The sequence below is a fragment of the Arthrobacter antioxidans genome (assembly GCF_023100725.1).
Taxonomy (GTDB): Bacteria; Actinomycetota; Actinomycetes; order Actinomycetales; family Micrococcaceae; genus Arthrobacter_D; species Arthrobacter_D antioxidans.
Genome location: NZ_CP095501.1, coordinates 415,824 through 438,298, shown reverse-complemented (window position 1 = coordinate 438,298; position 22,475 = coordinate 415,824). Strand labels below are relative to the sequence as shown.

The window sequence follows — 22,475 nt, the reverse complement described above, 5'->3', positions numbered from 1 at the left end:
GGCTCCTGATCCTGAACCTGAACCTGAACGGAAGGAAATACTGGTGCGTGCTGTTGCGCAGCGTGAAGTTGTCGTGGGTGGCGCTGTGCGGACGCAGATCTCACGGATTCCGGTGATCACGACGGTCGCCGTATCCCTGCTGTATGTCGTCGGTCTCCTGCTCGGCGATCTGGTGCGCTTCGACGTCGTCGGCGTATGGCTCGGCATCATCGCCGAACTCGCCGCCGTGGCCGTCTGCGTCAGCGCCGTCCTGAGGACCCGACTGTCCCAGTGGCAGGTGGTGTTCGGAGCCGCCGCCGTGACCGCCTACACGGCAGGCGACGTCTACTATCTCTCGACGCTGGACGGGCAGCAGGCCCACGACGTCGTCTCCGCTGCGGATGTCGCCTACATCGTTTTCTACCCTCTGATGCTCGGCGCCCTCGCGGTGACGGTGCGGAAGCTGAAGGGCGTGACCTGGCCCCTGCTGCTGGACAGCCTGGTGGGAGCGCTGGCCGCCGCGTCCGTCATGGCCATGGTCCTCGCGCCGATCCTGCGGTCCGGAGCGGGCGGCGGCACGACGTTCGGGATGATCGTCGTCGTCATCTACCCGCTCCTCGATCTCCTGCTGATCACTGCCGTCGGCGGCCTGCTGGCCTCACGCGGGCTCGATCTCGGCCCGCGCTGGCTGCTGCTCGTGGCCGGCCTGGTCCTTTTCACCGCCGCCGATATCGCCTTCGCGCTGGGCGTGCAGGACTACGTTGTCGGCTCGGCCGTCGACACCGGCTGGATCCTGGGAATCGTCGCCATCGCCCTCTGGGTCGACGGCGTCGCCCGGGGAGGGACGGCTTTGCGCCACCAGGATCGTGGCCTGCCTGCCGTCACCATGCTCATGGGGTCCACGACCTCGGCCGTTGCCGTCCTGCTCATCGGGTGCCAGGTACCCATCGCGCCCCTCGCCCAGGTACTCGCCGCCCTCACCCTCCTCCTGGCGGCACTGCCCCTCCTCTTCCGGAACCGGATGCTGGTCACCCTCGCGACCACGGACGAGCTGACGAAGCTCCCGAACCGCCGGGGGCTCGTCAGGGATCTTCGCGGACGGCTGGACAAACGTCACCCGGGCGCCCTGCTCTTCCTGGACCTCGACCGTTTCAAGGACGTCAATGACGCCCTGGGGCACAACGTCGGTGACGCCCTCCTCGTCCAGGTGAGCGAGCGCTTCGCCCGGGCGCTGAGGCAGGAGGACATCCTCGCCCGCCTCGGTGGCGACGAGTTCGCGGTGTTCCTCGACGGCCTGTCCACGGAGGAAGCCCTGAGGGTGGCGCGGCGGCTGGAAGCGGAACTCGCGGAACCGATCCGGATCGGGACGGCCTCGCTGAAGACCAGCGTCAGCATCGGCATCGCCCTCACACCGGAGAACGGCACCGACATCAGCCTCCTGATGCGGAAGGCGGACATCGCCATGTTCCGGGCCAAGTCCAGTCGGAGCGGGCACCATCTCTACAGTTCGATGGACGACGACGGCGGCGCACGCAAGCTGAGGACCCTCGAGGAGCTCCGTACCGCGCTGCTCGAGAACCAGTTCGAGTTGCACTACCAGCCCAAGGTGCGCCTGTCCGAGGACACCGTGACGAGCGTCGAGGCGCTGGTCCGGTGGAACCACCCTGTTCTGGGGCAGCTGCCCCCGACGTCGTTCCTCCCCCTGGCGGAGGAAGCCGGCCTGATGCCCCAGCTCTCCACGCTCGTGCTGGAAGCGGCGGTGGACCAGGCCTCGCGCTGGCATGACGACGGGCTGACGATCAGCGTCGCCGTGAACCTGTCCGGGTCCTGTATCCAGCAGTATCTGCCCCGGCAGATCCTCACCCTGCTCGAGCAGCACAACCTGCCGGCGAAGTGCCTCATGCTGGAGATCACCGAGGACATGCTGATGGCCGATCCGGCCCATTCCGCGAAGATCCTTGCGCGCCTTCGCACCGCGGGCATCGAGATCTCGATCGACGACTTCGGGACCGGCTACAGCTCCCTGGCCTACCTGCGTGACCTTCCCGCCGACGAGCTCAAACTGGACCGGTCCTTCATCACCGCCATGCGCACGGATCCACGCGCCGGCGGGCTCGTGGGCTCGATCATCGACCTCGCCCACAGCCTCGACCTGCGGGTGGTCGCCGAGGGAGTCGACAACGCGGAGACGCTGGTGGAACTGCGCGCGCTGGGGTGCGATCTCGCCCAGGGCTTCCACTTCGCCAAGCCGCTGCCGGCCGCGAAGGTGGTCCCGTGGATCACCCGGAACACACCGGTCGTGAAGGTCACCGCCGTTCCCCGATGAGCCCTGCTGGTAGGTTGTCGACGACGCGCCTGACGACGATCCCTTACATCGCGGCAGGCAACGCCGATAGTTCCCCCGGTTCCACCGTCCGTGGTACCGGGGAGGAGGTAGAACCGTGAGCGCCCAGAATCTGTCCGCCCTGCTCTGGCAGGAGCGCGAACTGCTCGAGCTCCTCGTCTTCAAACTCGAGGAGGAACAACTCCTCCTCACGTCCGGCAAGACCCGCTGGCTCCACCACGCCACCCGTGAGGTGGAACAGGTGCTCGAACGGCTCCGCGACACGGGGCTCGCCCGTGCCGTCCATGCCTCCGCCGTGGCGCAGGACTGGGGGATCGACGGCGCCGCCACCCTCCGGGAGCTGGCCGTGGCAGCCCCCGACGAACCCTGGGGTGAACTGCTGACGGCCCACCTCCAGGCGATGACGGTCCTCGTGGCGCAGATCGGCGCGCTGCGCGACACCAACCAGCACTTCCTGAAGGCGGCCAGCCGGTCGGCGCAGGAGACCCTTGCGGGGATCGGCACCGGCGCGGGCACGTACGCCGCGGACGGCGCCGCGAGCCGCGGTCACCGCCAGGGCCACGCACACCCCACCCTCCTCGACAAGGACATGTAGCGCGACGATGAGCACATTCAGCGGACTCACCAGGGCGTACTCCGGACTCGCCGCAGCGCGCGCAGGCCTCGACGTCACCGGGCAGAACATCGCCAACGTGAACACGCAGGGGTACACGCGGCAGCGGCTCGAGACCTCGGCCGCCGCCTCCCCCCGGCCCTCGCTCTTCACCACCGGCGTCCGTCCCGGCGAAGGGGTCCTCGCCGCGGGGATCACCCGGCTCGGAGACGCGCATCTCGACGCACGCGTCCGCATCACGGCCGGCGCCGCAGGCTACACCGCCGTCCGGGCGCAGGCCTTCGCCGGCCTCGAGGACGGGCTGAGGGAGCCCGGCGCCCATGGCGTCTCGGCGTCCCTCCAGGAGTTCTGGGCCGGCTGGCAGGAGGTCTCCAACGCACCCGAGAAGGACGCCCCGGCCTCGACGCTGCTCGCCGCCGCAGGGCAGCTGACCTCCCGCATCGCCGCCGGCTACCGCGAGGTCGAGTCCCAGTGGGCCACCTCACGCTCCTCGGCCACCTCCCTCGCCACGGAGGTCAACGACGCCGCCGCGCAGGTGGCCGGCCTGAACCGGCAGATCCGTTCCGCCGTCAACGCCGGGACCCCCGCCAACGAGCTCGTGGACCGCAGGACCCAGCTGACGGCGACCCTCGCCGGGCTGACCGGCGCCACGGTCCGCGACAACGCGGACGGCACGGCCGACGTCCTGGTGGCCGGCAACCCCCTCGTCTCGGGCACCACGGCCCGCACGCTGCAGGTCACCGGGCCCGCGGGGATCGGCGAACCCGGGACCGTCCGGATCGAGTGGACGGACCAGCCGGGCGCTCCGGCCGGCGTCGAGAGCGGCGAACTTGCCGCGACGCTCTCCCTCCTCGCTCCCGCCGGCGACGGCGGTCCCTTCGCCGAGGCCGCTGCCGGGTACAACGCGTTCGCGACGACGCTCGCCGACCAGGTGAACGCCCTCCACACCGGCGCGGGCAAGGGTCCGTTCTTCGCCTACCAGGCGGACCGCGCCGCGGCGTCCCTCGACGTGCTGCCCACCCGCCGCGGGGACCTCGCCACCGGCGAACCGGGCGCGGGCGGTTTCGACGGCTCCGTGGCCGACAGGATCTCGGAACTCGGCACGCGCCCCGGATCGCCCGACGCCGCATGGTCGGCGTTCGTCGTCGATCTCGGCGCAGCAGCGCGCACCGAACTGCAGGGCAACGCCCTCGCGGAGGTCTCCGCCACCAGCGCCCTGCAGCAGCAGCTGGGCGCCACCTCGGTCAGCATGGACGAGGAACAGGTCAACCTGCTGCAGTACCAGCACGCCTACCAGGGCGCCGCGCGCGTGATGACGGCCGTCGACGAGATGCTCGACGTCCTCATCAACCGCATGGGAATCGTCGGACGCTAGGGAAAGGCCACCATGATCACGCGCGTCACCAACCAGACCATGATGCAGGGAGCCCAGCGCTCGCTACAGCACAACCTCGCGCGGCTCGCCGAACTGCAGGAGAAGGCGTCCAGCCAGAAGGCGATCAGCCGCCCGTCGGACGATCCCGCCGCCGCGGGCGAGGCGCTGCGCGTCCGCGCCGAGATCCGCGCGAACGAGCAGTACGGCCGGAACATCTCCAACGGCGAGGGCTGGCTGTCGCAGCTCGACAACGCGATGACGACGTCGAAGCGCGCGCTCGACCGCGTCAACGACCTCACCCTGCAGGGCTCCAACTCGTCCCTGCCCCCGGCCGCCCGGGAGGCCCTCGCGCTCGACGTCGAATCCCTGCGCGGCGAGCTCGCCGCCCAGGCGAACACCACCTACGCGGGCCGGTTCCTGTTCGCCGGGAACACCGATGCGCCCGCTGCCCTGCGTGAGGATCTCACCTTCGCGGGCGGCGGGGCCGTGGAGCGCAGGGTCGGCCCGGGCCAGAGCGTGCGAGTCGACGCGGACGGCGCGGCAGTGTTCGGCAGCGGCCCGACCTCGGCGTTCGCTCTGCTGGACACCATCGCCGCGGACCTGCGCGCCGGCCGGGACGTCTCCGTGAACCTCGCACCGCTCCAGCAGCGCATCCAGGACCTCACCAATCAGCACAGCGAGATCGGCACCCGCCACGCACGCCTGCTCGAAGCCAAGGACGCCACCGCCGACGCCTCGCTTGCCCTCGAAGGAGAACGCGCCACCGTGGAAGACGTGGACCTCGCATCGGTCATCCTGGACCTCAAGCTCCAGGAGACCGCCTACCAGAGCGCGCTCGCCGTCTCGGCCCGCGTGCTGCAGCCCTCCCTGATGGACTTCCTGCGATGAGGGCCGCGTTCGTCACCCCTCCCCCGGGGCTCGCGCCGCTCACGGACTTCCACCTCGAGCAGGTGCAGGGCGCGGACGGGCTGTTCACCCTCACCGCGGCGCAGGACACGACCGTGCGCCTGTTCCTCCTCGATGCCGCCACCTACGTGCCGCAGTACAGCCCCCGGTTCTCGGACGCGCAGCGCGACGTCCTCGGACCGGACGTCCCGGAGGCGCACCTGTTCGTCGTCGCCAATCCCGGTGCCGGTGGCACGACCGTCAACCTGGCCGCGCCGATCGTCCTGGACCCTTCCACGGGACGCTGTGCGCAACTGATCCTCGAGGGCACCGACTACCCGCTCCGGGCGTCCCTGGCCCAGGCCGCCTGACGCCGGTCGGAGACGGGAAGAGCCGCCCGGCGATGCCGGGCGGCTCTTCTCATGTCACCTCGTTGCGCAGGTGTGGCGGGTCACGACATCACGCACCCGCCACACGCGCTCGATGAGCGGACCGTGCTCGGAGGTTAAGCGAAGTCGGCCGTCGCGGGGTCGGCGCCGATGCGGCCGGCCGCACCCTTGTCGAGCCCGTTGATGGCCTCGATGTCCTCGTCCTCGAGCTTCACGTCGAGGGACTCCCAGTTCTCGATGATGCGCGACTCCGTGACGGACTTCGGGATGACCACGTTGCCGAGCGCGAGGTGCCAGGCGAGCACGACCTGCGCGGGCGTGGCGTTGCGCTTCTGCGCGATGTCCTGCAGCACGGCGTCGTCGAGCAGTCCCTTGCCGGAGCCGAGGGGCGACCACGACTGGTGGAGGATGCCCTTCTCGGCCTCGTACGCGCGGAGCTCCGACTGGTTCAGGAAGGGGTGCGTCTCCACCTGATTGATGACGGGGACCACGCCGGTGGCGCCGATGATCTCGTCGAGGGCCTCGATGGTGAAGTTGGAGACGCCGATGCTCTTCACGCGTCCCTGCTTCTGCAGCTCGATGAGGGCCTTCCAGGTGTCCAGGTACTTGCCCTGCTTGGGCTGCAGCCAGTGGATGAGGTAGAGGTCGAGGGTCTCGAGGCCGAGGCGCTCCATGGACTCCTCGAACGCCTTGAGCGTGCTCTCGTAGCCCTGGTCGGAGTTCCACAGCTTGGTGGTGATGAACATTTCGTCGTGGCTCAGGCCCGACGACGCGATGGCCCGGCCCACGCCGGCCTCGTTGCCGTAGATCTTGGCGGTGTCGATGTGGCGGTAGCCGGCCTTGAAGGCCTTGCCGACGACGTCCTCGGCCACGTCGTCCTCGACCTGCCACACTCCGTAGCCGAGCTGCGGGATCGTGTGGCCGTCGTTGAACGTAAGATTCGGTGATGTAGTCATACAGGCGGGAACCAAGGATGCAGCCCGTTTATTTCGGTTCCCACTGACAACTATCAGCCAGCGTGCTTTCGGACCGGCCTGGCGGCCGCACCGATCGGCCCGCCGGATGGGGGTGGGACGTGCTCGACGACGACAGCGCCCAGTCCGCACTGCACGACGCCGCGTACCGGTATGCCTTCCGCCGATCGCTCTCCGGGCGGCTCGCGTCCTCCGCCGCACGGGAGGCCGTCGGGTCGCTGACCGGGGCCCCCGTCGTCGGGCCCCGCGACCCGGGCGAGGACGCCCTGCCGCCCCCCGACCTCGTCGCAGTCCTCCGTGCGACCAGGACCGTCCTGGAGCGTTACCTCCCGACGACACTGCCTCCGCGCGCCGTCGGCGACCCTTCCCTGCGGGCGTCACTCGCCGACCTCTCCTCCGCCGACCGCGAGCTCCTCCTCCTGCACCACTGGGACGGCCTCCCGGTCGGGGATGCCGCCCGGCTGAGCGGGAGCGAGCCGGGGCGCCTGCCCGCCGTCGAGGCCGCGTGCGCGCTCTCGGCCCGGCGTGATGCCGCACCGGCCGGGGGTGCGACGGCCGGGGGTGCGACGGCCGGGGGTGCGACGGCCGGGCCGGCCGTGGCCTCGGCGTTGCCCGGCGCTGGCTTCCTCGCCGCGCTGGCCGCCGCCGATCCCGCCGCCTCGATCACCAGGGAGGACCTCGCCCGCAGCCGCAGCGGCCTTCCCGGCGCCGGGCTCACGCCCTCGAGCGGCGAGCTGCAGGCCGTCACCGCGGCGGCCGCGCCGTCGACCGTCGAGGAGCGCGCCACGGCTGCCGCATCCGGTACCTCTGCCGCAACCGCCACCGTCGTCTCAGCTGCCGCTCCTGCCTCCCCGGTGCCGGCCGCCGTCCCGACCGCGGCGCACAACACCCCGGCAGCGACGGCCCGCCTCCCCCGGTTCCCGGCCCGTGCGCCCCGCCGCCAGGTCCAGATGATTCTCGGGACCCTGTGCCTGCTCGCGGTCGTCGCGGGCCTCGCCACGGCCCTCATCCCGCGCGCCACCCCCGGCCCGGCGGGTGACGCCGAACGGTTGTTCGCGCTCGCCGACGTCGTCGCCGTGGTGTCCATCGCGGATCTCGTACCCACCCAGGTGGACGGCGAACTGCGGATGCTGCAGGCGGCCTCCGTGGTGCAGATCGTGAAGGGCGATGCCGAGCGGACCACCCTGACCATCGACGTCACGGGGCGGAGCACCCTGGAGCGCCCCTTCAGCCGCAATCTCTTCGTACCGAACCAGCTCATGTTCCTGGTGCGCGACGGCGACGGCATCCTCTCGCCGATCGAGGGGGACGGGTCCATCCTGACGCTGATCGACCGCCGCTCCCCGGAGACGACGACGATCTCGGGGGAGCCGGCGCCGCTGCCGGACGAACTCCGCGACGCGATCCGGGCCCTGCCGCCGGAGGAACTCACGCTCGACACGAACGGGACGGCCCCCGGGTTGCTTCCCGCGGAGGCAGTCCTGGGCACCCGTCCGCCCGAGGGCGGCGACGCGCAGAACCTGTCACGGGCTCCGCTCGGCACGTTCCGTGTCCTGCCCGCGGGGGCCGGCCGGGCGTGCGTGGTCTTCGAGTACAGCGGGCGGTCGGTCCTCCTCCGCTGGCCCGAGGGCTTCTCCGCCTACGAGCGCGTCGAGGTCCTGTCCTATCCGAACGGGGACCCCCGACGCGGCCGGCAGGTACTGACGGTCCTGAACGACCGCGGCTACCCGTACGTGGACGATCAGCGGCAGTCCCCGTTCATCAGCGGAGCGCCGACGGGCGGGCGGGGCGGGTGCGGCGGGCAGGAGCTCGAGGTCTGGGACATCGCCGTCGAACCCGGGACCACGCTGCTGTCCTATTGACCGCCGGGCATCGCCCGCTCGGCCTCCTCGACGTCCTCCGCCACCAGCTGGGCACGGCGGCGCACATTCTCGAGGCCCGAGGACGCGACGCCCCACCGTTCGCCGTCGAGCCTCGTCATCGCGGCGGCCTCCGCGGTGGTCGCCAGGGTGTTCCCGGCCCGGGACAGCGCCCGGTGCACCTGCAGGAGGGCGCCGGGGATGTCGAGGCCCGTACTCGGGGACGAGGCCTGGGCGCTCACGCAGATGGCCCGCACGCGCGGCAGCATGGCGCCGAGCTCGTCGGCGACCGCCACGAGTTCGTTGTGGACCTCGTCGTCCTCGATGCCCTCGAGGATCTGGTGATAGCGGTCGAGGCCCCGGCGGAAGCGGTCGTGCGCGCGGCGCCATACCCCGGTGCCGAGCTCGGCGTCGTCCCTGCGGCCCTGTCGCGCCGCTGCGAAGAATGCCACCAGGCCGTTACAGGTACTGGCCGGGGCCGTGGCCCTCGGTCTGGAACGAGCCGGCCTGGCGGCCGGGCGGGGTCCGTTGCGGCTCGCCGTCCTCGCCGACGACCACGCCGGGACCGATCACGGTGCCGGGAGGGAGCTGGCGGAGCTGGAGGCGGGCCGCCAGCTGCTGGTTGGCCATCTGCTGCGCCGCGAGCGCCGTCTGGATGCCGTGGAAAAGACCTTCGAGCCAGCCCACGAGCTGCGCCTGGGCCACGCGCAGCTCGGCATCGGTGGGAACCGTGCCCTCGTCGAAGGGCAGGTTGATGCGGTGCAGCTCCTCGACCAGTTCCGGGGCGAGGCCGTCCTCCAGCTCCCGCACCGAGCGCTCGTGGATGGAGGCGAGCCGGGTGCGTCCGGCGTCGTCGAGCGGTGCGCTGCGGACCTCCTCCAGCAACTGCTTGAGCATGGTGCCGATCCGCATGACCTTGGCCGGTTCGTCGACGAGGTCGGCGAGCGACGTCGTGTGCCCGTCGGGCTCCGCCGCGGCCGGCGTGCCGGCCGGGACCTGCGGCCGATCCGGGGATCCGGCTGCGGCTGCGGGCACCGGATCGGACGGACCGCTCGGCTGCTGTTCAGTCATTCCGCTATGCTCCCACAACCCCCGGAGGCCGGGCACGTCAGATCCAGCCCTGCTCCCAGGCCAACGCGGCGGCCTCGTGGCGCGACGTCGCATCCAGCTTGGTCATGGCGGAGGACACGTAGTTCCGGACCGTGCCCGGCGCCAGATGCAGCTCGCGGGCGATCGTCTGCAGGCTCGCTCCCTGCCGGCCGTGCCGCAGGACATCGAGTTCGCGGCCGGTGAGCGGGCACGATTCACCGGAGAGGGCGCTCGCTGCGATATCCGGATCCACGTAGCGGCGGCCCGCCGCGACGTCCCTGATGACGTTCGCCAGCTGGTCGGCGGGGGTGGATTTCGGGACGAACCCGGACACCCTGCTCGCCAGGGCGCGACGCAGCACGCCGGGCCTGGCGTGCCGGGTGACGATCACGACGCGCGTGGCCACCGACCGGAGGATCTCCTCCGCGGCGTAGATGCCGTCGGTCGGCGGCATCTCGAGGTCCAGGACGCACACGTCGGGGGCGTGCTCCTTCGCGAGGCGCACCGCGTCCGTCCCGTTGTCCGTGCTCGCCACCACCTCGAGGTCCGGCTCGAGCCCCAGGAGCGCTACGAGCGCGCCCCGGATCAGCTGCTCGTCATCGGCGAGGACCACCCGGATCATGGCAGGCCTCCACGGGAACCTGCTGTGCCGGCGAGGGTGGGCGCGTCGGTGGGGACCACCGCGGTGCTCAGGAGACCGGGGGTGGTGGCGGTCAGCAGGAAGCGACCGTCGTCCCGCCGGGCCTCGATCCCTCCCCCGACGGCTTCGAACCGCCGGCGGAGCCCGTCGATGCCCGAACCGCCCGGCCGGGCTTCGACGCCGCCGCACACGCCGTCGTTCGTCACGGTCAGGGCGGACCCGTCGCCGGCACGGGCCAGGCGCAGCGTGACGGCGGTCGCCTCGCTGTGGCGGAGGATGTTGGTCGTGGCCTCACGGATCACGAGGCCGAACAGGGTCCGCTCCTCCGCCGGCAGCGCCTCGGCGTCGACGTCCACCGAGCACTCGATGCCCGCGGCGCGGAGCACCTCGGCGGCATTGGCCGCCTCGGCCGCGAGGGACACCGTCCGGTACCCGTGCACGAGGGCGCGGGTGTCCTCCAGCGCGGTCCGGGCCAACTGCTGCGCCTCCCCGATCTGGACGCGTGCCGCCTCGGGATCGACGTCGAGCAGTCGGCCCGCGAGCTCCGCCTTGAGCGCGATCACCTGGAGGTGGTGGCCCTGGATGTCGTGGAGGTCCGCGGCGAAGCGCAGCCGCTCCTTGGCCACCGCGAGCTCTCCGGAGGTGCGACGGCTGTCGTCGAGGCGCAGCACGATGTCCCACCACCAGATACTCGCCACGAACAGCGCGGGAGTCATCAGCGCCCAGACAGCGAGGGAGGCCACGGCACCGCCCTCCCAGGACGGCCCGCCGACCGTATGGCCGAGCAGGAGGCCCAGCGGACCGTGCACGAGGAGCACGAGCAGCCCCACACCCAGGATCCACCACCGGGGGCGCCGCCCGACGACGACGGCCAACGCGTTGCAGGCCAGCCAGAGCGGGACGGCCCCGATCCACAGGGTGTGCGGCTGCCCGAGGCCGATGAACCAGAGCGCACCGCCCGGCAGCAGCAGCCACAGGGTGTAGGGGCGCGCAGGCAATCCGCCGCCCAGGCCCCTCCTGAAGAACCAGCAGTAGCGGACCAGCGATGCCGTGGAGGCCAGGGCGAGCACGAGGATCACGAGGTCTTGCAGCTGCAGGCCGAACTCGCCGCCACCGAGCATCACCAGGGTCGCGACCGCAGTCACGAAGAGTCCGTAGGCCGCGATCGTCCCGACCGTGTAGCGCCAGGTCGCCCTGACACCGCGCCCGGGCTCCGGCTGCTCCATGGTCTCCCTGTCCCGGGTGCTGCGTCGAGCAGTGAAAAGCGCCATGGTCACCATGGTAGGACCATGACATCTGTCACGGTCCCGGCGTGCAGACCATCAGGTGAGGTCGTGACGGACGGCCACTGATACGTGCCGGCGCGGCTGGCGAGGATTGGATCATGACCACATCACCCAGCACCCAGGCAGTCCCGTCCAGGCAGGCCCGGCGGGCCGCGTCCGATGCGCCCACCGACACCATCGCGGTCTCGGCCGAGGGGCTGCGCTGCTCCTACGGCTCGTACGAGGCCGTGCGCGGCATCGACCTGTCCATCAGGAACGGAGAGTTCTTCGCGCTTCTCGGCACCAACGGCGCAGGCAAGACCACCACCATGGAGACGCTCGAGGGGCACCGCCGGGCGACGTCCGGCACCGTCTCCGTCCTGGGCGGCGACCCGTACCGCGACAGGGCCTCGATCCGCCCCCGCCTCGGCATCATGCTGCAGGAGGCCGGGTTCGCCGACGACCTCACGGTCGAGGAGACCTGCCGCCTGTGGCTCCGGCTTTCGGCGGCCCATCCGCGGTCCAGGAGCCAGGCCGAGGTCATCGCGACCGGGCTCGAGGTCCTCGACCTCACGGCGAAGGCGACCACCCGGGTCAAGATGCTGTCGGGTGGTCAGCGGCGCCGCCTCGACCTCCTCCTCGCGACGGCGAACGAACCCGACCTCCTGTTCCTCGACGAACCGACGACCGGCCTCGACCCGGAATCACGGGAACGGACGTGGGAGCTCGTCCGGGGCCTGAACGACGCCGGGACCACGGTGGTCCTCACGACCCACTACCTCGAGGAGGCCGAAAGCTACGCGGACCGGATCGCGATCATGCACGACGGCCGGATCGCGGTGGAGGGCACCCTGCCGGAGGTGCTCGGGCGCGAGCCGTCGGTCATCTCCTTCGAGGTGGATGCCTCCGTCGACGTCCTGCAGCTCGGCGGCCTCGGGCTGTCCCCCGACTTCACCCCGACCCCTGCCAGGACCCGGGTGACCGTGCCGTCCCTGGACCTCCAGCAGGACCTCTGGAGGGTCCTCTCATGGGCGGAGGGAAACAAGATCCGCCTGGACCGCCTGTCCGCGTCGGAGGCCTCCCTCGCCGCGGTCTTCCGCCGGGTCAGCCTCGGCGACGCCGCCTAGCCCCGCCGATCCATCACCCCCCGACAGGAGAACATCATGACCACCCTCGCAGAGGCCCCCTCGACACCCCGCCGCCCCTCCACCGCCGGCCGCATCACGTCCATCGCCCTCATGGAGCTGCGCATCATCTTCCGCAACAAGACGGTGCTCCTAGGGGCCGTCCTCATGCCGATCGCCATGGCCGTCTACATCTTCTACTTCGGTGCGGAGCAGATGGTCGGGCCCTCGGCCAACGCCGTCATGGCGGGATTGACCCTCATGATCGTCGCCCTGCTCGGTGTCTACCTGACGGCGACGACGACGATCGCCACGCGTCGCGAGGAGCTCTTCCTGAAACGGCTGCGCAGCGGCGAGTCCTCCGACACCGTCATCTGGCTGGGCATGCTCGCACCGATCGTCGCCCTCGTCGCCGGGCAGCTCGCGATCATCGCCGTCGGGTTCGGGATGGCGGGGATGGACGCTCCGGCGCGGCCGCTCGTGGTGCTCGGCACCGTTCTCGGGTTCCTCGTTCTCTGCGCGACCGTCGGCATGCTCACCAGCATCTACACGCCCTCCGCAGCGGCCGCCCAGATCACCACCCTCCCCTTCCTCGCCGTCGTCATCGGCACCTTCTTCTGGACCGCCTTCGACGACGGCTTCGAGGCCCTCTCCCGGCTGACCCCGGGCGGCGCGCTGCAGAACCTGCTGATGGCCGGCTGGGGTGCCACCGAACTGGACCTGACGGTGGCGGGTGCCGCCGTCGCCCTCCTGGCGTGGACCGTCCTTCCCTACCTTGCCGCCGCGAAGCGCTTCCGCTGGGAGAAGCGCTGACCCCGGATACGACGAAGCCCGACGCCGATCCTCCGGCGTCGGGCTTCGTGCGTGAGGTGCCGACTAGCAGCAGCGGCCCTCGGGGTTCGCGTCCTGGCGGTCCGTCTTGTCCCGCCAGAACTCCCGTTCGGTCATGGGCCGTCCACCGGCGTGCGTGCGCTCGTGGTGGTCGAGGTACGCCTGGTACGCGTTCTCGCCCATGATGCCCTTGAACAGCCAGGCCAGCTCCCGCGCGGTGTCGCGCGCCCGGGTGAGGACCTGCGGAACGGTCATCAGTGGCCCGTCCGCGCCGGGCGCTTGCCGGGTTCGAGGGCTGCCCACTGCGCCTCGAGCTCCTTCTCGGCGGGAGTGGCGATCAGGCCGGCCGGGGAGAAGACACGCGAGGCCACGGGAGCATCCTCGGTGTCCGCTCCACCACCGTGCCGGTAGGCCCTGATGGTGGCGAGGATCGCCGTGGTGATGACGATGATGGACAGCACCACGAAGACGATCGACAGCGTGCCCTGGATGAAGGTGTTGCGGACCACCGCCTCCATGGCGGCGACGCTCGTCGCCGTGCCGAAGCTCTCCTCCCCTGCAGCGAGCGCATCGCGGAACGCCGTATGCTGCGCCCAGTAGCCGATGGCCGGAACGGGCGAGAAGATCTTCAGGAACGACGCCGTGATGGTCACCACGGCGGCGAACGCCAGCGGCAGGGCGGGGATCCACAGGAACTTGAAGTACCCGCGCTTGGCGCAGATCGCCATGCAGACCGCGAGCGCGATCGCCGCGAGCAGCTGGTTCGCGATACCGAACAGCGGGAACAGCGTGTTGATGCCGCCCAGCGGGTCCGTGACACCCATGATGAGGATCGCTCCCCAGCCGGCCACCATGACCGCCGTGCAGATCCAGGCCCCGGTGCGCCACGAGGTGTCGCGGAAGCGGGGCACGAAGTTGCCGATGCTGTCCTGCAGCATGAACCGCGCCACGCGGGTACCGGCGTCGACCGCCGTGAGGATGAACAGGGCCTCGAACATGATCGCGAAGTGGTACCAGAAGGCCATCATCCCCGCGCCACCGAAGACGCCCTGCATGATCTGGGCGATGCCCACGGCCAGGGTCGGGGCGCCACCGGTCCGGGAGACGATCGACTCCTCGCCCACGTTGGAGGCCATGGTGCTGAGCGCCTCGGGGGTCAGGCTGACGCCGGTCAGGCCGAGGCCGTTGACGAACGCGACCGCACCCTCGATGGTGCCGCCCGTGGCCGCCGCCGAGGAGTTCATGGCGAAGTAGATGCCGCGGTCGATCGACAGCGCCGCGACGAGTGCCATGATCGCCACGAAGGACTCCATGAGCATGCCGCCGTAGCCGATGAAGCGCGTCTGGCGCTCCTTCTCGATCATTTTCGGCGTGGTGCCGGAGGCGATGAGGGCGTGGAACCCGGAGAGAGCGCCGCAGGCGATGGTGACGAAGAGGAACGGGAACAGCGTGCCCGCGACCACCGGCCCCTGCCCCGTGCTCGCGTACTCGGTGACCGCGGGGACGCTGATCTCGGGACGCGTGATCACGATCGCGACCGCCAGCATGATGATCGTGCCGATCTTCATGAAGGTGGAGAGGTAGTCGCGCGGGGCGAGCAGGAGCCAGACCGGCAGGACGGCGGCGATGAAGCCGTAGATGATGATGCCCCAGGCGATCGTGATGCGGTCGAGCGTGAAGATCTCGACGCCCCAGGCCGTCTCGGAGATCCAGCCGCCGCCGACGATGGCGAGCAGCAGCAGCACGAACCCGATCACCGACACCTCGGTGACCTTGCCGGGCCGGAGGTAGCGCAGGTAGACGCCCATGAACAGGGCGATCGGGATGGTCATCGAGACGGAGAAGACGCCCCACGGGCTCTCGCCCAGAGCGTTCACGACGACGAGGGCGAGGATCGCGACGATGATGATCATGATCGCGAGGGTCGCGATGAGCGCCGCCGTTCCGCCGATGATGCCGAGTTCCTCGCGCGCCATCTGCCCGAGCGAGCGGCCGCCGCGGCGCATGGAGAAGAACATCACGAGGTAGTCCTGCACTGCGCCCGCGAAGATCACGCCGATGATGATCCACAGGGTCCCGGGGAGGTAGCCCATCTGCGCGGCGAGCACAGGGCCTACGAGGGGGCCGGCTCCGGCGATGGCAGCGAAGTGGTGGCCGTAGAGAACGCGGCGGTCGGTGGCGGCGTAGTCCTTGCCGTCGGCCTTGTACTCGGCGGGGGTCGCACGGCGGTCGTCGGGCTTCAGCAGATTCCGCTCGATGAACTTCGAGTAGAACCGGTAGGCGATCAGGTACGTGCAGACCGCCGCGAAGACGAACCAGATGGCGTTGACGGTCTCCCCGCGGACGATCGCGAGGATGGTCCAGGAGACACCGCCGAGGAGGGCGATGCCCACCCACAGGGCGATCTTCGCCGGCGTCCACCGGCGGTCTTCTGCTTCGGCCTGCTGCGGGTCGACGGCGACCGGCGGCAGGTTCGGGTCCGTCACCAGCACGTCGGCGTGCCGGTGGGACCCGTTCTGCTTCTTACTCATAGTGCTCCTCGAAGGCGAGAGTGTGATGCACACGAAGGTAGCAACTTAGTGAGGCGTACATCACAGGGCAAGCCCCCCGGACCGGGGGTTGCGCCGAACGGACCCGCGCCTGCGGCGAGTGGGAGGTGCTGGTCGGCACTTCCCGCTGTTCCCGGCGCCGGACCCTGCGAGCGTAGGGTTGACGAGTGGTATTTCGCCACGCGATGCCACCGGCGCCGTCGATCGTCCCGACCGAAAGCCCGCCGTGTCCCTTCTGCGCGATCTCGTGCACGTCGCCCCCTCCGCCCGCGACCACCAGCCCGCCCTCCGCTGCGCCATCGGCGTTGCGGTACCGCTGTCCGTCGTGCTGCTGCTCGGACGGCTCGACCTCGCGGTCTTCGCCACGTTCGGCGCCTTCGCCGGCATCTACGGGCGGAACGAACCGCACCGCGAGCGCCTCGCCACCCAGCTGCGCGGCGGCGGGCTCATGCTCGGCGTGATCCTCGCGGCCGCCCTGACCGGAGGGGCCGACGTCGGCCCCTGGGACCTCGTGCTCCTCACCGGCGCGGTGGCCGGGATCGGCACCTTCCTGGCCGGGCTGTTCCGCCTCAGGCCCGGCGGCTCGCTGTTCCACATCTTCGCGTTCGCCACGATCGCCTCCGTTCCCGGCCAGCCACCACTCTGGGAAGGGCTGTCCACGGCGGCGGCGACCGCGGGCTTCGCGACGCTCCTCGGGCAGGCCGGGAACCTCTGGCCCCGGCACCGCACGCCGTGGGAGCGGGCGGCCACGTACCGCCCGACGGCGCAGCACCTGGCGGCCCTCGGACGGGAGGCCGGACTGTACGTGGCGGCGGCCGTGCTCGCCGGCAGCCTGGCCACGGCCCTCGGGATCGGCCACACCTACTGGGCGATGGTCGCCGCGACGGTGCCCCTCGTGGGCCAGTCGGCGCGAGCGCGCGTGACGCGTGGCCTCCAGCGCATCCTCGGCACCTTCGCGGGGCTGGTCCTCACGGCGCTGGTCCTCCTGCCGGGACTCGCCGCGTGGCAGCTGGTGCTCGTGATCGCCGTCGCGCAGTTCGCGGCCGAGATGTTCATCCTGCGCCAGTACGCCCTTGCCCAGGCGTTCGTCACGCCGCTCGCGCTGGTCTCGACGCAACTCGCCCACCCCACGGCCCCGGCGGGACTCCTCGCCGACCGGGCCCTCGAGACCTCCATCGGGGCGTGCGTGGGCATCGCCCTGGTGCTGGCCCTCCACGTCCGGCAGAGGGCCCGGCCCCGCCGCGCCTAGCCGATGGTCAGCAGGACCTTGCCGGTGTGCTCCCCGGAGTCGAAGTAGGTGTGCGCGTCCGCGGCCTCCGCGAGCGGGAAGGTCCGGTCCACGAAGGGCCGCACCGCTCCGGACGCCACGAGGGGCCAGACGTTCTCCTGCACGGCACGCATGATCGCGGCCTTCTCCGCGACGGGACGGGACCGCAGCGTGGTGCCGGCCACGCTGGCCCGCTTGCCCATCAGGGCCGCGAGATCGAGTTCCGCCCTCGCGCCGCCCTGCAGTCCGATCACCACGAGCCGCCCGCCCGTCGCGAGCGCCTCGATGTTGCGCGCCAGGTATCCCGCCCCGACGACGTCGAGGATGACGTCCACGCCCCGGCCGTCCGTTGCCGCCCGGACCTCCGCGACGAAATCCTGGTCCCGATAGTTGATCAGGGATCCGACGCCCAGGGACCGGGCGACGTCGAGCTTGGCGGCCGAGCCCGCCGTCACGTGCGGGACCGCACCGAGCGCGAGGCCCACCTGGATCGCCATCAGGCCGATCCCGCCGGACGCCCCGTGGATCAGGACGTGGTCGCCGGCCCCGAGACCGGCCTGCAGCACGAGGTTGGACCAGACGGTCGCGGCCGTCTCGGGGAGGGCGGCGGCCTCCACGAGGTCTACCCCCGCCGGTGCGAGGATTACCTGCCCCGCCGGTACCGCGACCTGCTCGGCGTACCCGCCGCCGGCCAGCAGCGCGACGACGGCGTCCCCTACGGCGAAGGCGGAATCGCCGGCATCGGCCACGTGTCCGGAGACCTCCAGCCCCGGGGCCGCGGACGCCCCGGCGGGCGGCGGGTAGAAGCCGCGCCGCTGCTGCACGTCGGCGCGGTTGAGGCCCGCCGCGACGACGTCGATGAGCACCTCCCCGGCCGCCGGCACCGGTGCGGGGACCTCCTGCACCGAGAGGACCTCCGGCCCACCCGCTCCCTCGATCACGACTGCGCGCACGCCGGCCTCCACTCTCTGCTGGGTATTTGGGCGCTACCTGCCCCGCATGAAACACTAACGGCGGGAAGGTTGTCCGAGCGGCCGAAGGAGCTGGTCTTGAAAACCAGTGGGCGGTTACCCCGTCTCAAGGGTTCGAATCCCTTACCTTCCGCGGGAGCGCCGTAGCTGCGCTGACACGAGGCCGGTCGGGTCGATCGAAGGATCGACCCGACCGGCCTCCGTCGTTGTACCGAGAACCAGGAACCGTCTCCCTAGCTGGCATCGGATGCCTCCAGGCGGCCTGAGCGGACCGCCCCCTCGAAGGCCTCGTAGTCGCGTTCGTTCTGATCGGCGTACCGCTTCGAGAAGTCGGTGATGGAACGGTCGAACTTGTCGCTCTTCCCGAGGTAGGCGGCGATCGCGACCGGGTCGCCGGAGCGGGCATGCGCCCGGGCCAGGGTCCAGCCGCAGGCAGTGGCGTAGAAGGTCATGGCCAGCGGTTTCATCTCCTCGACGACGGCCGAGCCCTTCATGTCGCGCAACTGGCGCCAGTAGAGGTACCGGTTGTCCTGCACGCCCTTGGTCCAGCCCAGGAAGATGTCGCTCGCGGCCTGCATCATCCGCTGCCCCTGCACCACCCGCTCGCCCGGCTGCTTGAACCGGCTCTTCGGCAGATGGTCCTCGAGCACCGACCTCCTGGCCTCCTTGACCTGCAGGAACAGGGGATCCTGCTGGTCGCGGCCCTGGAGCAGGACGATGAACGCCCGCGTGCCGACGCTGCCGACCCCCACGACCTTGCGGGCGAGGTCGACCACCTCGAAGCGTTCCAGCAGCCGGCGCCGGTCGGCGGGCAGGGTGGCGCGGTAGGACCGCAGCTGCTCACGGACCGCGGGGCCCACCTCGTCGGGCGACATGTCGTACACGTCCCCCAGCTCACGCAGCGGGATGACGATCGGTGGCTGACTGACGATGCGGTACTTCCCGTCCACGAGCTCGGCGAGCTTGGAGAGTGCATGCAGGCTGTCCCTGGTGCGCGCCTTCTCGACGTTGCGTCGCGCCGCCTTCGCCCCGCTCTGCGCCTTCTTCAGGGCCTTGCCGCTCTGGGTTCCCACGGCCAGGTCCAGGGATTCCATCAGCTGCTCCTCGGAGAAGCGGGCATACCAGATGTCCAGCGTGCGCATCTGCGCGAACTCGGCCATCGCCTCGCGGTAGGCCCGCACCGCCGTGAGCGTCACGTCGCGCACCTCGTCGGCGGCGAACGCGTTGTTCCGCGCAGCAATCGTGAAGCTCGCGGCCATGCGCTTGACGTCGTACTCGAACGGTCCCGGAAGCGTCTCGTCGAAGTCGTTCAGGTCGAACAGCAGGTTCCGCTCCGGTGAGGCGAAGATGCCGAAGTTGGACAGGTGGGCATCCCCGCACAGCTGGGAGACCAGGCCCGCCCGCGGCGTGTCCTTCAGGTCGGCCGCCATGATTTTGGCCGCACCCCGGTAGAACGTGAACGGTGAAACCATCATCCGCCCGTGGCGCACCGGGACGAGGTCCTGGTCACGGGTGCGGTTCTGTTCCTCGAGCAGCGCAACCGGATCCGGGCGGCCGGACGCGGGGACCCATCCCTTGTGGCCGGAGACCGGCGACTTCTCCCGGCACGCCTTGCCCTTCGCGGCACGTTCCTCGGCACTCCGGTGCTTGATCTTGGTCTCGGCCATGGTCGGTGGCCTCCCTCCTGCGTCAGGGAACCGGTCCCGGCACCAGGCGTCCGGGTCCGTCCGTGCTCGGCGCGTGAACGCGCCCTGTCGTGGTGTCCGACGGCGAACCTGTCGAGGAGACGAGTGCACCGCCGGCCACGGTAGCGGTCACGATCCGCCCGCACCTCCTCCTCAGGGGGTGATCATCCCGGCGCTCCGGCATCGCCGTCGGGTGGGGCTTTGGCCTCTGGTCGGACCGCCCGGGGAGCGGGAGGCTGTGGGTGTATTTGCCCGTGCAGGACCGCAGGCCGGTGATCCTGTCAGGGTCTATGCCGGGCGGGGGGGACTTGTCCGGCATCGACGAATCCGAACCCCGCGAGCCGAGCAGGTCACTCATGAGCCTTCCGAACAGGGGCGACGTCCAGACGGCGCCGTTCAACCAACGACTCGCCATGCTGCTGGCGACGGCGATGTTCGTCCTCGTCGTCGACACGTCGATCATGAACGTCTCGATCTCCGCGGTGGTGGACGACATCGGCGCAACCGTCAGCGGACTCCAGTCGACGATCGCCCTCGAGGCGCTGGTTTCCGCGGCCTTCATCCTGATCGGCGGAAAGATCGGCGACCTGATCGGGCGCAAGCGCGCCTACGTGATCGGGCTCTGCTGCTACGCCATCGGCGCCGTGGCGATGACCCTGGCCCAGAGCCTCCTTCCGATCATCATCTTCTGGGCCCTGATCGGCGGCCTGGGTGCCTCGCTCCTCCTTCCCGCCATGCAGTCCCTCATCCACGGCAACTTCGAAGGGGACGCCCAGAAGCGGGTCTACGCCCTGGTCGGTGCCTCGGCAGCGGTCGCCGCCGCCGTGGGGCCTCTGCTCGGTGGCTTCATCACCACGTTCCTGTCCTGGCGCGTCGCCTTCCTGCTCGAGGCCCTCCTCATCGTGGTCGTCCTCCTGGGGATCAAACTGGTTCGCGACGTCCCGTACACCGGGCCCCGGGAGCTGGACCTCGTCGGATCGTTCCTGTCCATCGTGGGCATGGGCGGAGTGGTGCTCGGCATCCTGGTGTGGCAGGAAGGCGGCGAAGCGGTGGGCGCGCTCCTGGCCGTGGGCGCCGTGGGACTGGGCGGGCTGGTGTATTGGCTCGTCCGGCGCAAGCACCACGGCAGGCCGACACTGCTGGACCCGGACCTGTTCCAGGCGAGGACCTTCCGCTTCGGCGCCACCGGGCAGATGCTCCAGCAGATCGCGCTGGGCGGCACGATGATCGTGCTGCCCATCTACCTGCAGATGGTGCTCGGCTACAACGCGATGCAGTCGGGGCTCTCGATCGCCCCGCTCTCCCTGACCATGTTCGCCGTGGCCCTGCTGATCGGGAAGAAACCCGGAGCGTGGCGCCCGGCAAGCCTCATACGGTCGGGCTTCCTGCTGCTGCTCGTGGGTCTGGCGCTGCTGGTCCCGGTCGTGCCACGCGCGGACTCCGGCTGGTGGCTCCTGATCCCTCTGGTCATCGCCGGCGCCGGGCTGGGACTGCTCGTGTCCCAGCTCAACAACTACACCCTGTCCCCCATCTCGGACGAGCGCGTGAGCGAGGCCGCCAGCGTGAACTCGGCCGCGGGATCCTTCGGCCTGTCCTTCGGGCTCGCCTTTGCCGGCGGCCTCATGCTGGCATCGCTCTCGACCATCTTCACCGGCATGGCGACCTCCAGCACGGTGCTGCCGCCCGCCGAGCAGCAGCAGGTCGCGACGGCGCTCGAGGAGGACGCCCAGGTGGTGAGCAACGCGCAGCTCGAGGAACTCCTCACGGGCCAGCCCGAGGAGATCCAGGACGAGATCATCCGCATCAACACGGAGGCACGGCCCCTCGCCCTCCAGATCGCACTGTTCGTTCCGATCCTCGCGGGCCTCGCCGGGCTCGCCACGTCCTTCCGCATGATGAGGATCCCCGACCCCAAGCCCGCCGGCACCGGCGAGGGCAGCATCCTGGGCTGAGTCCCGACCCGGTCCGCCGCTCCCGCCGTGGTGCCCCACGCCGTGGTGCGGTACTGTCCCGAGGAGCAGCAGCCGTGCCACGACGGCGTGGCCTGGGACGGGGAGCCGATGCGTAGTGGGCAAGGCAGGCGGTCGCCGCGGCGGCGCCGGACTGCAGCGGCGCCGGTCGCGGGGGCACTCGCGGGGATCGCCGTCCTCGCGGGATGCGGGATCGTCGGACCGGACGAGCCGGAGCGGCGCGCCGGCACCGGGACGGCCGACGCCGGGCCGGAGACCTCCCCGATCACTGTGGGCGATTGCATCGACGACCCCGGCATGGAGGATCCCTCGGACATCCCCGTCCTTCCGTGCGACGACCAGCACGTGTTCGAGGCCTTCGCCGCCACCCGGATGCCCGACGGCGAGTATCCCGGCCAGGGTGAGGCGAACGCCGCCGCCACCGACTTCTGCGCGGAGGAGTTCAGGAGCTTCATCGGCGTCGACTACGACGCCTCCGTCCTCGAACTGCTCTACTTCTATCCCGTCGAGGAGAGCTGGGACGCCGAGGGCGATCGGCAGATCCTGTGCTTCGTCGCCGAGCAGGACGAGACGCCGGTGGCAGGAACGCTCCGGGACGCGGGCAGATAGCAGCTTTCGTCCATGAATTACTGCCAGTCGCCCCGGATCTTCCGGGGCCACTGGTTT

At 70.7% G+C, this 22,475-nt stretch carries 20 protein-coding genes and 1 tRNA gene; 12 read left to right on the top strand and 9 right to left on the bottom strand.

Going from position 1 to position 22,475, the window contains the following annotated elements; all coding sequences use genetic code 11:
• The first annotated feature begins 43 nt into the window (after positions 1-43).
• The 5 genes from MWM45_RS02125 to MWM45_RS02105 all read left to right on the top strand — a co-directional run bounded on the left by MWM45_RS02125 (position 44) and on the right by MWM45_RS02105 (position 5,567).
• Positions 44-2,305 carry a putative bifunctional diguanylate cyclase/phosphodiesterase gene (locus MWM45_RS02125; RefSeq protein ID WP_247827931.1) on the top strand — a complete coding sequence of 754 codons (2,262 nt, stop codon included), beginning with the start codon at positions 44-46 and terminating at the stop codon, positions 2,303-2,305.
• 115 nt (positions 2,306-2,420) lie between these two features.
• Positions 2,421-2,918 (top strand): flagellar protein FlgN, encoded by a 498-nt coding sequence (locus MWM45_RS02120; protein WP_247827930.1) that lies wholly within the window; start codon positions 2,421-2,423, stop codon positions 2,916-2,918.
• 7 nt (positions 2,919-2,925) lie between these two features.
• The gene (gene flgK / locus MWM45_RS02115; RefSeq protein ID WP_247827929.1) at positions 2,926-4,311 is read left to right on the top strand and encodes a flagellar hook-associated protein FlgK; all 1,386 of its coding nucleotides are present in this window, start codon (positions 2,926-2,928) and stop codon (positions 4,309-4,311) included.
• Positions 4,312-4,323: 12 nt separating this feature from the next.
• Entirely contained in the window at positions 4,324-5,199 is an 876-nt protein-coding gene (gene flgL, locus MWM45_RS02110) for a flagellar hook-associated protein FlgL (RefSeq protein ID WP_247827928.1), read from the top strand.
• On the top strand, positions 5,196-5,567 hold the full coding sequence (locus MWM45_RS02105; protein ID WP_247827927.1) for a flagellar assembly protein FliW: 372 nt from the start codon (positions 5,196-5,198) through the stop codon (positions 5,565-5,567). The genes flgL and MWM45_RS02105 overlap by 4 nt, the downstream gene beginning before the upstream one ends.
• Positions 5,568-5,701: 134 nt before the next feature.
• On the opposite strand, the gene MWM45_RS02100 is transcribed toward MWM45_RS02105, so the two are convergent.
• Positions 5,702-6,541 carry an aldo/keto reductase gene (locus MWM45_RS02100; protein ID WP_247827926.1) on the bottom strand — a complete coding sequence of 280 codons (840 nt, stop codon included), beginning with the start codon at positions 6,539-6,541 and terminating at the stop codon, positions 5,702-5,704.
• A gap of 119 nt (positions 6,542-6,660) precedes the next feature.
• Between MWM45_RS02100 and MWM45_RS02095 the strand changes: the two genes are divergently transcribed.
• Positions 6,661-8,421 (top strand): hypothetical protein, encoded by a 1,761-nt coding sequence (locus MWM45_RS02095; protein ID WP_247827925.1) that lies wholly within the window; start codon positions 6,661-6,663, stop codon positions 8,419-8,421.
• Here the strand turns inward: MWM45_RS02095 and MWM45_RS02090 are convergent.
• From MWM45_RS02090 to MWM45_RS02075, 4 genes are read right to left on the bottom strand one after another with little or no spacing between them, the layout of a single operon-like run.
• The gene (locus MWM45_RS02090) at positions 8,415-8,870 is read right to left on the bottom strand and encodes a hypothetical protein (RefSeq protein ID WP_247827924.1); all 456 of its coding nucleotides are present in this window, start codon (positions 8,868-8,870) and stop codon (positions 8,415-8,417) included. The genes MWM45_RS02095 and MWM45_RS02090 overlap by 7 nt on opposite strands.
• Before the next feature lie 7 nt (positions 8,871-8,877).
• Positions 8,878-9,489 carry a bacterial proteasome activator family protein gene (locus tag MWM45_RS02085; protein WP_272496057.1) on the bottom strand — a complete coding sequence of 204 codons (612 nt, stop codon included), beginning with the start codon at positions 9,487-9,489 and terminating at the stop codon, positions 8,878-8,880.
• A 37-nt stretch (positions 9,490-9,526) separates the two neighbouring features.
• A complete protein-coding gene (locus MWM45_RS02080; protein ID WP_247827923.1) occupies positions 9,527-10,129 on the bottom strand; it encodes a response regulator transcription factor in 603 nt (200 codons plus the stop codon).
• The gene (locus tag MWM45_RS02075) at positions 10,126-11,418 is read right to left on the bottom strand and encodes a sensor histidine kinase (RefSeq protein ID WP_247827922.1); all 1,293 of its coding nucleotides are present in this window, start codon (positions 11,416-11,418) and stop codon (positions 10,126-10,128) included. Before MWM45_RS02075 ends, MWM45_RS02080 begins: the two co-directional genes overlap by 4 nt.
• A gap of 113 nt (positions 11,419-11,531) precedes the next feature.
• Here MWM45_RS02075 and MWM45_RS02070 point away from each other — a divergent pair, with 113 nt between their 5' ends.
• Both MWM45_RS02070 and MWM45_RS02065 read left to right on the top strand, forming a co-directional pair.
• Positions 11,532-12,539: an ABC transporter ATP-binding protein gene (locus tag MWM45_RS02070; protein ID WP_247827921.1), complete on the top strand. Its 1,008-nt coding sequence runs from the start codon at positions 11,532-11,534 to the stop codon at positions 12,537-12,539.
• Between the two features lie 36 nt (positions 12,540-12,575).
• Positions 12,576-13,349 carry a hypothetical protein gene (locus MWM45_RS02065; RefSeq protein WP_247827920.1) on the top strand — a complete coding sequence of 258 codons (774 nt, stop codon included), beginning with the start codon at positions 12,576-12,578 and terminating at the stop codon, positions 13,347-13,349.
• Positions 13,350-13,412: 63 nt separating this feature from the next.
• Here the strand turns inward: MWM45_RS02065 and MWM45_RS02060 are convergent, their stop codons facing one another.
• Entirely contained in the window at positions 13,413-13,622 is a 210-nt protein-coding gene (locus MWM45_RS02060; RefSeq protein ID WP_247827919.1) for a YbdD/YjiX family protein, read from the bottom strand.
• Positions 13,622-15,898 carry a carbon starvation CstA family protein gene (locus MWM45_RS02055; RefSeq protein ID WP_247827918.1) on the bottom strand — a complete coding sequence of 759 codons (2,277 nt, stop codon included), beginning with the start codon at positions 15,896-15,898 and terminating at the stop codon, positions 13,622-13,624. Before MWM45_RS02055 ends, MWM45_RS02060 begins: the two co-directional genes overlap by 1 nt.
• Positions 15,899-16,142: 244 nt before the next feature.
• Here MWM45_RS02055 and MWM45_RS02050 point away from each other — a divergent pair, with 244 nt between their 5' ends.
• Positions 16,143-17,165 (top strand): FUSC family protein, encoded by a 1,023-nt coding sequence (locus tag MWM45_RS02050; RefSeq protein ID WP_247827917.1) that lies wholly within the window; start codon positions 16,143-16,145, stop codon positions 17,163-17,165.
• Here MWM45_RS02050 and MWM45_RS02045 read toward each other — a convergent pair.
• Positions 17,162-18,136 (bottom strand): NAD(P)H-quinone oxidoreductase, encoded by a 975-nt coding sequence (locus MWM45_RS02045; RefSeq protein WP_247827916.1) that lies wholly within the window; start codon positions 18,134-18,136, stop codon positions 17,162-17,164. The genes MWM45_RS02050 and MWM45_RS02045 overlap by 4 nt on opposite strands.
• Before the next feature lie 63 nt (positions 18,137-18,199).
• On the opposite strand from MWM45_RS02045, the gene MWM45_RS02040 reads away from it, so the two are divergent.
• Positions 18,200-18,287: transfer RNA gene (locus MWM45_RS02040), tRNA-Ser, on the top strand.
• A gap of 100 nt (positions 18,288-18,387) precedes the next feature.
• Here MWM45_RS02040 and MWM45_RS02035 read toward each other — a convergent pair.
• The gene (locus tag MWM45_RS02035) at positions 18,388-19,821 is read right to left on the bottom strand and encodes a DUF2252 domain-containing protein (protein ID WP_247827915.1); all 1,434 of its coding nucleotides are present in this window, start codon (positions 19,819-19,821) and stop codon (positions 18,388-18,390) included.
• A 374-nt stretch (positions 19,822-20,195) separates the two neighbouring features.
• Here MWM45_RS02035 and MWM45_RS02030 point away from each other — a divergent pair, with 374 nt between their 5' ends.
• Together MWM45_RS02030 and MWM45_RS02025 are read left to right on the top strand one after the other, a co-directional pair.
• Positions 20,196-21,791, top strand: a complete 1,596-nt coding sequence (locus MWM45_RS02030) for an MFS transporter (protein WP_247827914.1) — start codon at positions 20,196-20,198, stop codon at positions 21,789-21,791.
• 27 nt (positions 21,792-21,818) lie between these two features.
• Complete coding sequence (locus MWM45_RS02025) at positions 21,819-22,418, top strand: septum formation family protein (protein WP_247827913.1); 600 nt, start codon at positions 21,819-21,821, stop codon at positions 22,416-22,418.
• Positions 22,419-22,475: the final 57 nt, after the last annotated feature.

Coding starts and splice junctions, on each gene's coding strand:
- flgK (WP_247827929.1), top strand. CDS start 2,926: ATGAGCACATTCAGCGGACTCACCAGGGCGTACTCCGGACTCGCCGCA.
- flgL (WP_247827928.1), top strand. CDS start 4,324: ATGATCACGCGCGTCACCAACCAGACCATGATGCAGGGAGCCCAGCGC.
- MWM45_RS02105 (WP_247827927.1), top strand. CDS start 5,196: ATGAGGGCCGCGTTCGTCACCCCTCCCCCGGGGCTCGCGCCGCTCACG.
- MWM45_RS02100 (WP_247827926.1), bottom strand. CDS start 6,541: ATGACTACATCACCGAATCTTACGTTCAACGACGGCCACACGATCCCG.
- MWM45_RS02085 (WP_272496057.1), bottom strand. CDS start 9,489: ATGACTGAACAGCAGCCGAGCGGTCCGTCCGATCCGGTGCCCGCAGCC.
- MWM45_RS02080 (WP_247827923.1), bottom strand. CDS start 10,129: ATGATCCGGGTGGTCCTCGCCGATGACGAGCAGCTGATCCGGGGCGCG.
- MWM45_RS02075 (WP_247827922.1), bottom strand. CDS start 11,418: ATGGCGCTTTTCACTGCTCGACGCAGCACCCGGGACAGGGAGACCATG.
- MWM45_RS02070 (WP_247827921.1), top strand. CDS start 11,532: ATGACCACATCACCCAGCACCCAGGCAGTCCCGTCCAGGCAGGCCCGG.
- MWM45_RS02065 (WP_247827920.1), top strand. CDS start 12,576: ATGACCACCCTCGCAGAGGCCCCCTCGACACCCCGCCGCCCCTCCACC.
- MWM45_RS02060 (WP_247827919.1), bottom strand. CDS start 13,622: ATGACCGTTCCGCAGGTCCTCACCCGGGCGCGCGACACCGCGCGGGAG.
- MWM45_RS02055 (WP_247827918.1), bottom strand. CDS start 15,898: ATGAGTAAGAAGCAGAACGGGTCCCACCGGCACGCCGACGTGCTGGTG.
- MWM45_RS02035 (WP_247827915.1), bottom strand. CDS start 19,821: ATGGCCGAGACCAAGATCAAGCACCGGAGTGCCGAGGAACGTGCCGCG.
- MWM45_RS02030 (WP_247827914.1), top strand. CDS start 20,196: ATGAGCCTTCCGAACAGGGGCGACGTCCAGACGGCGCCGTTCAACCAA.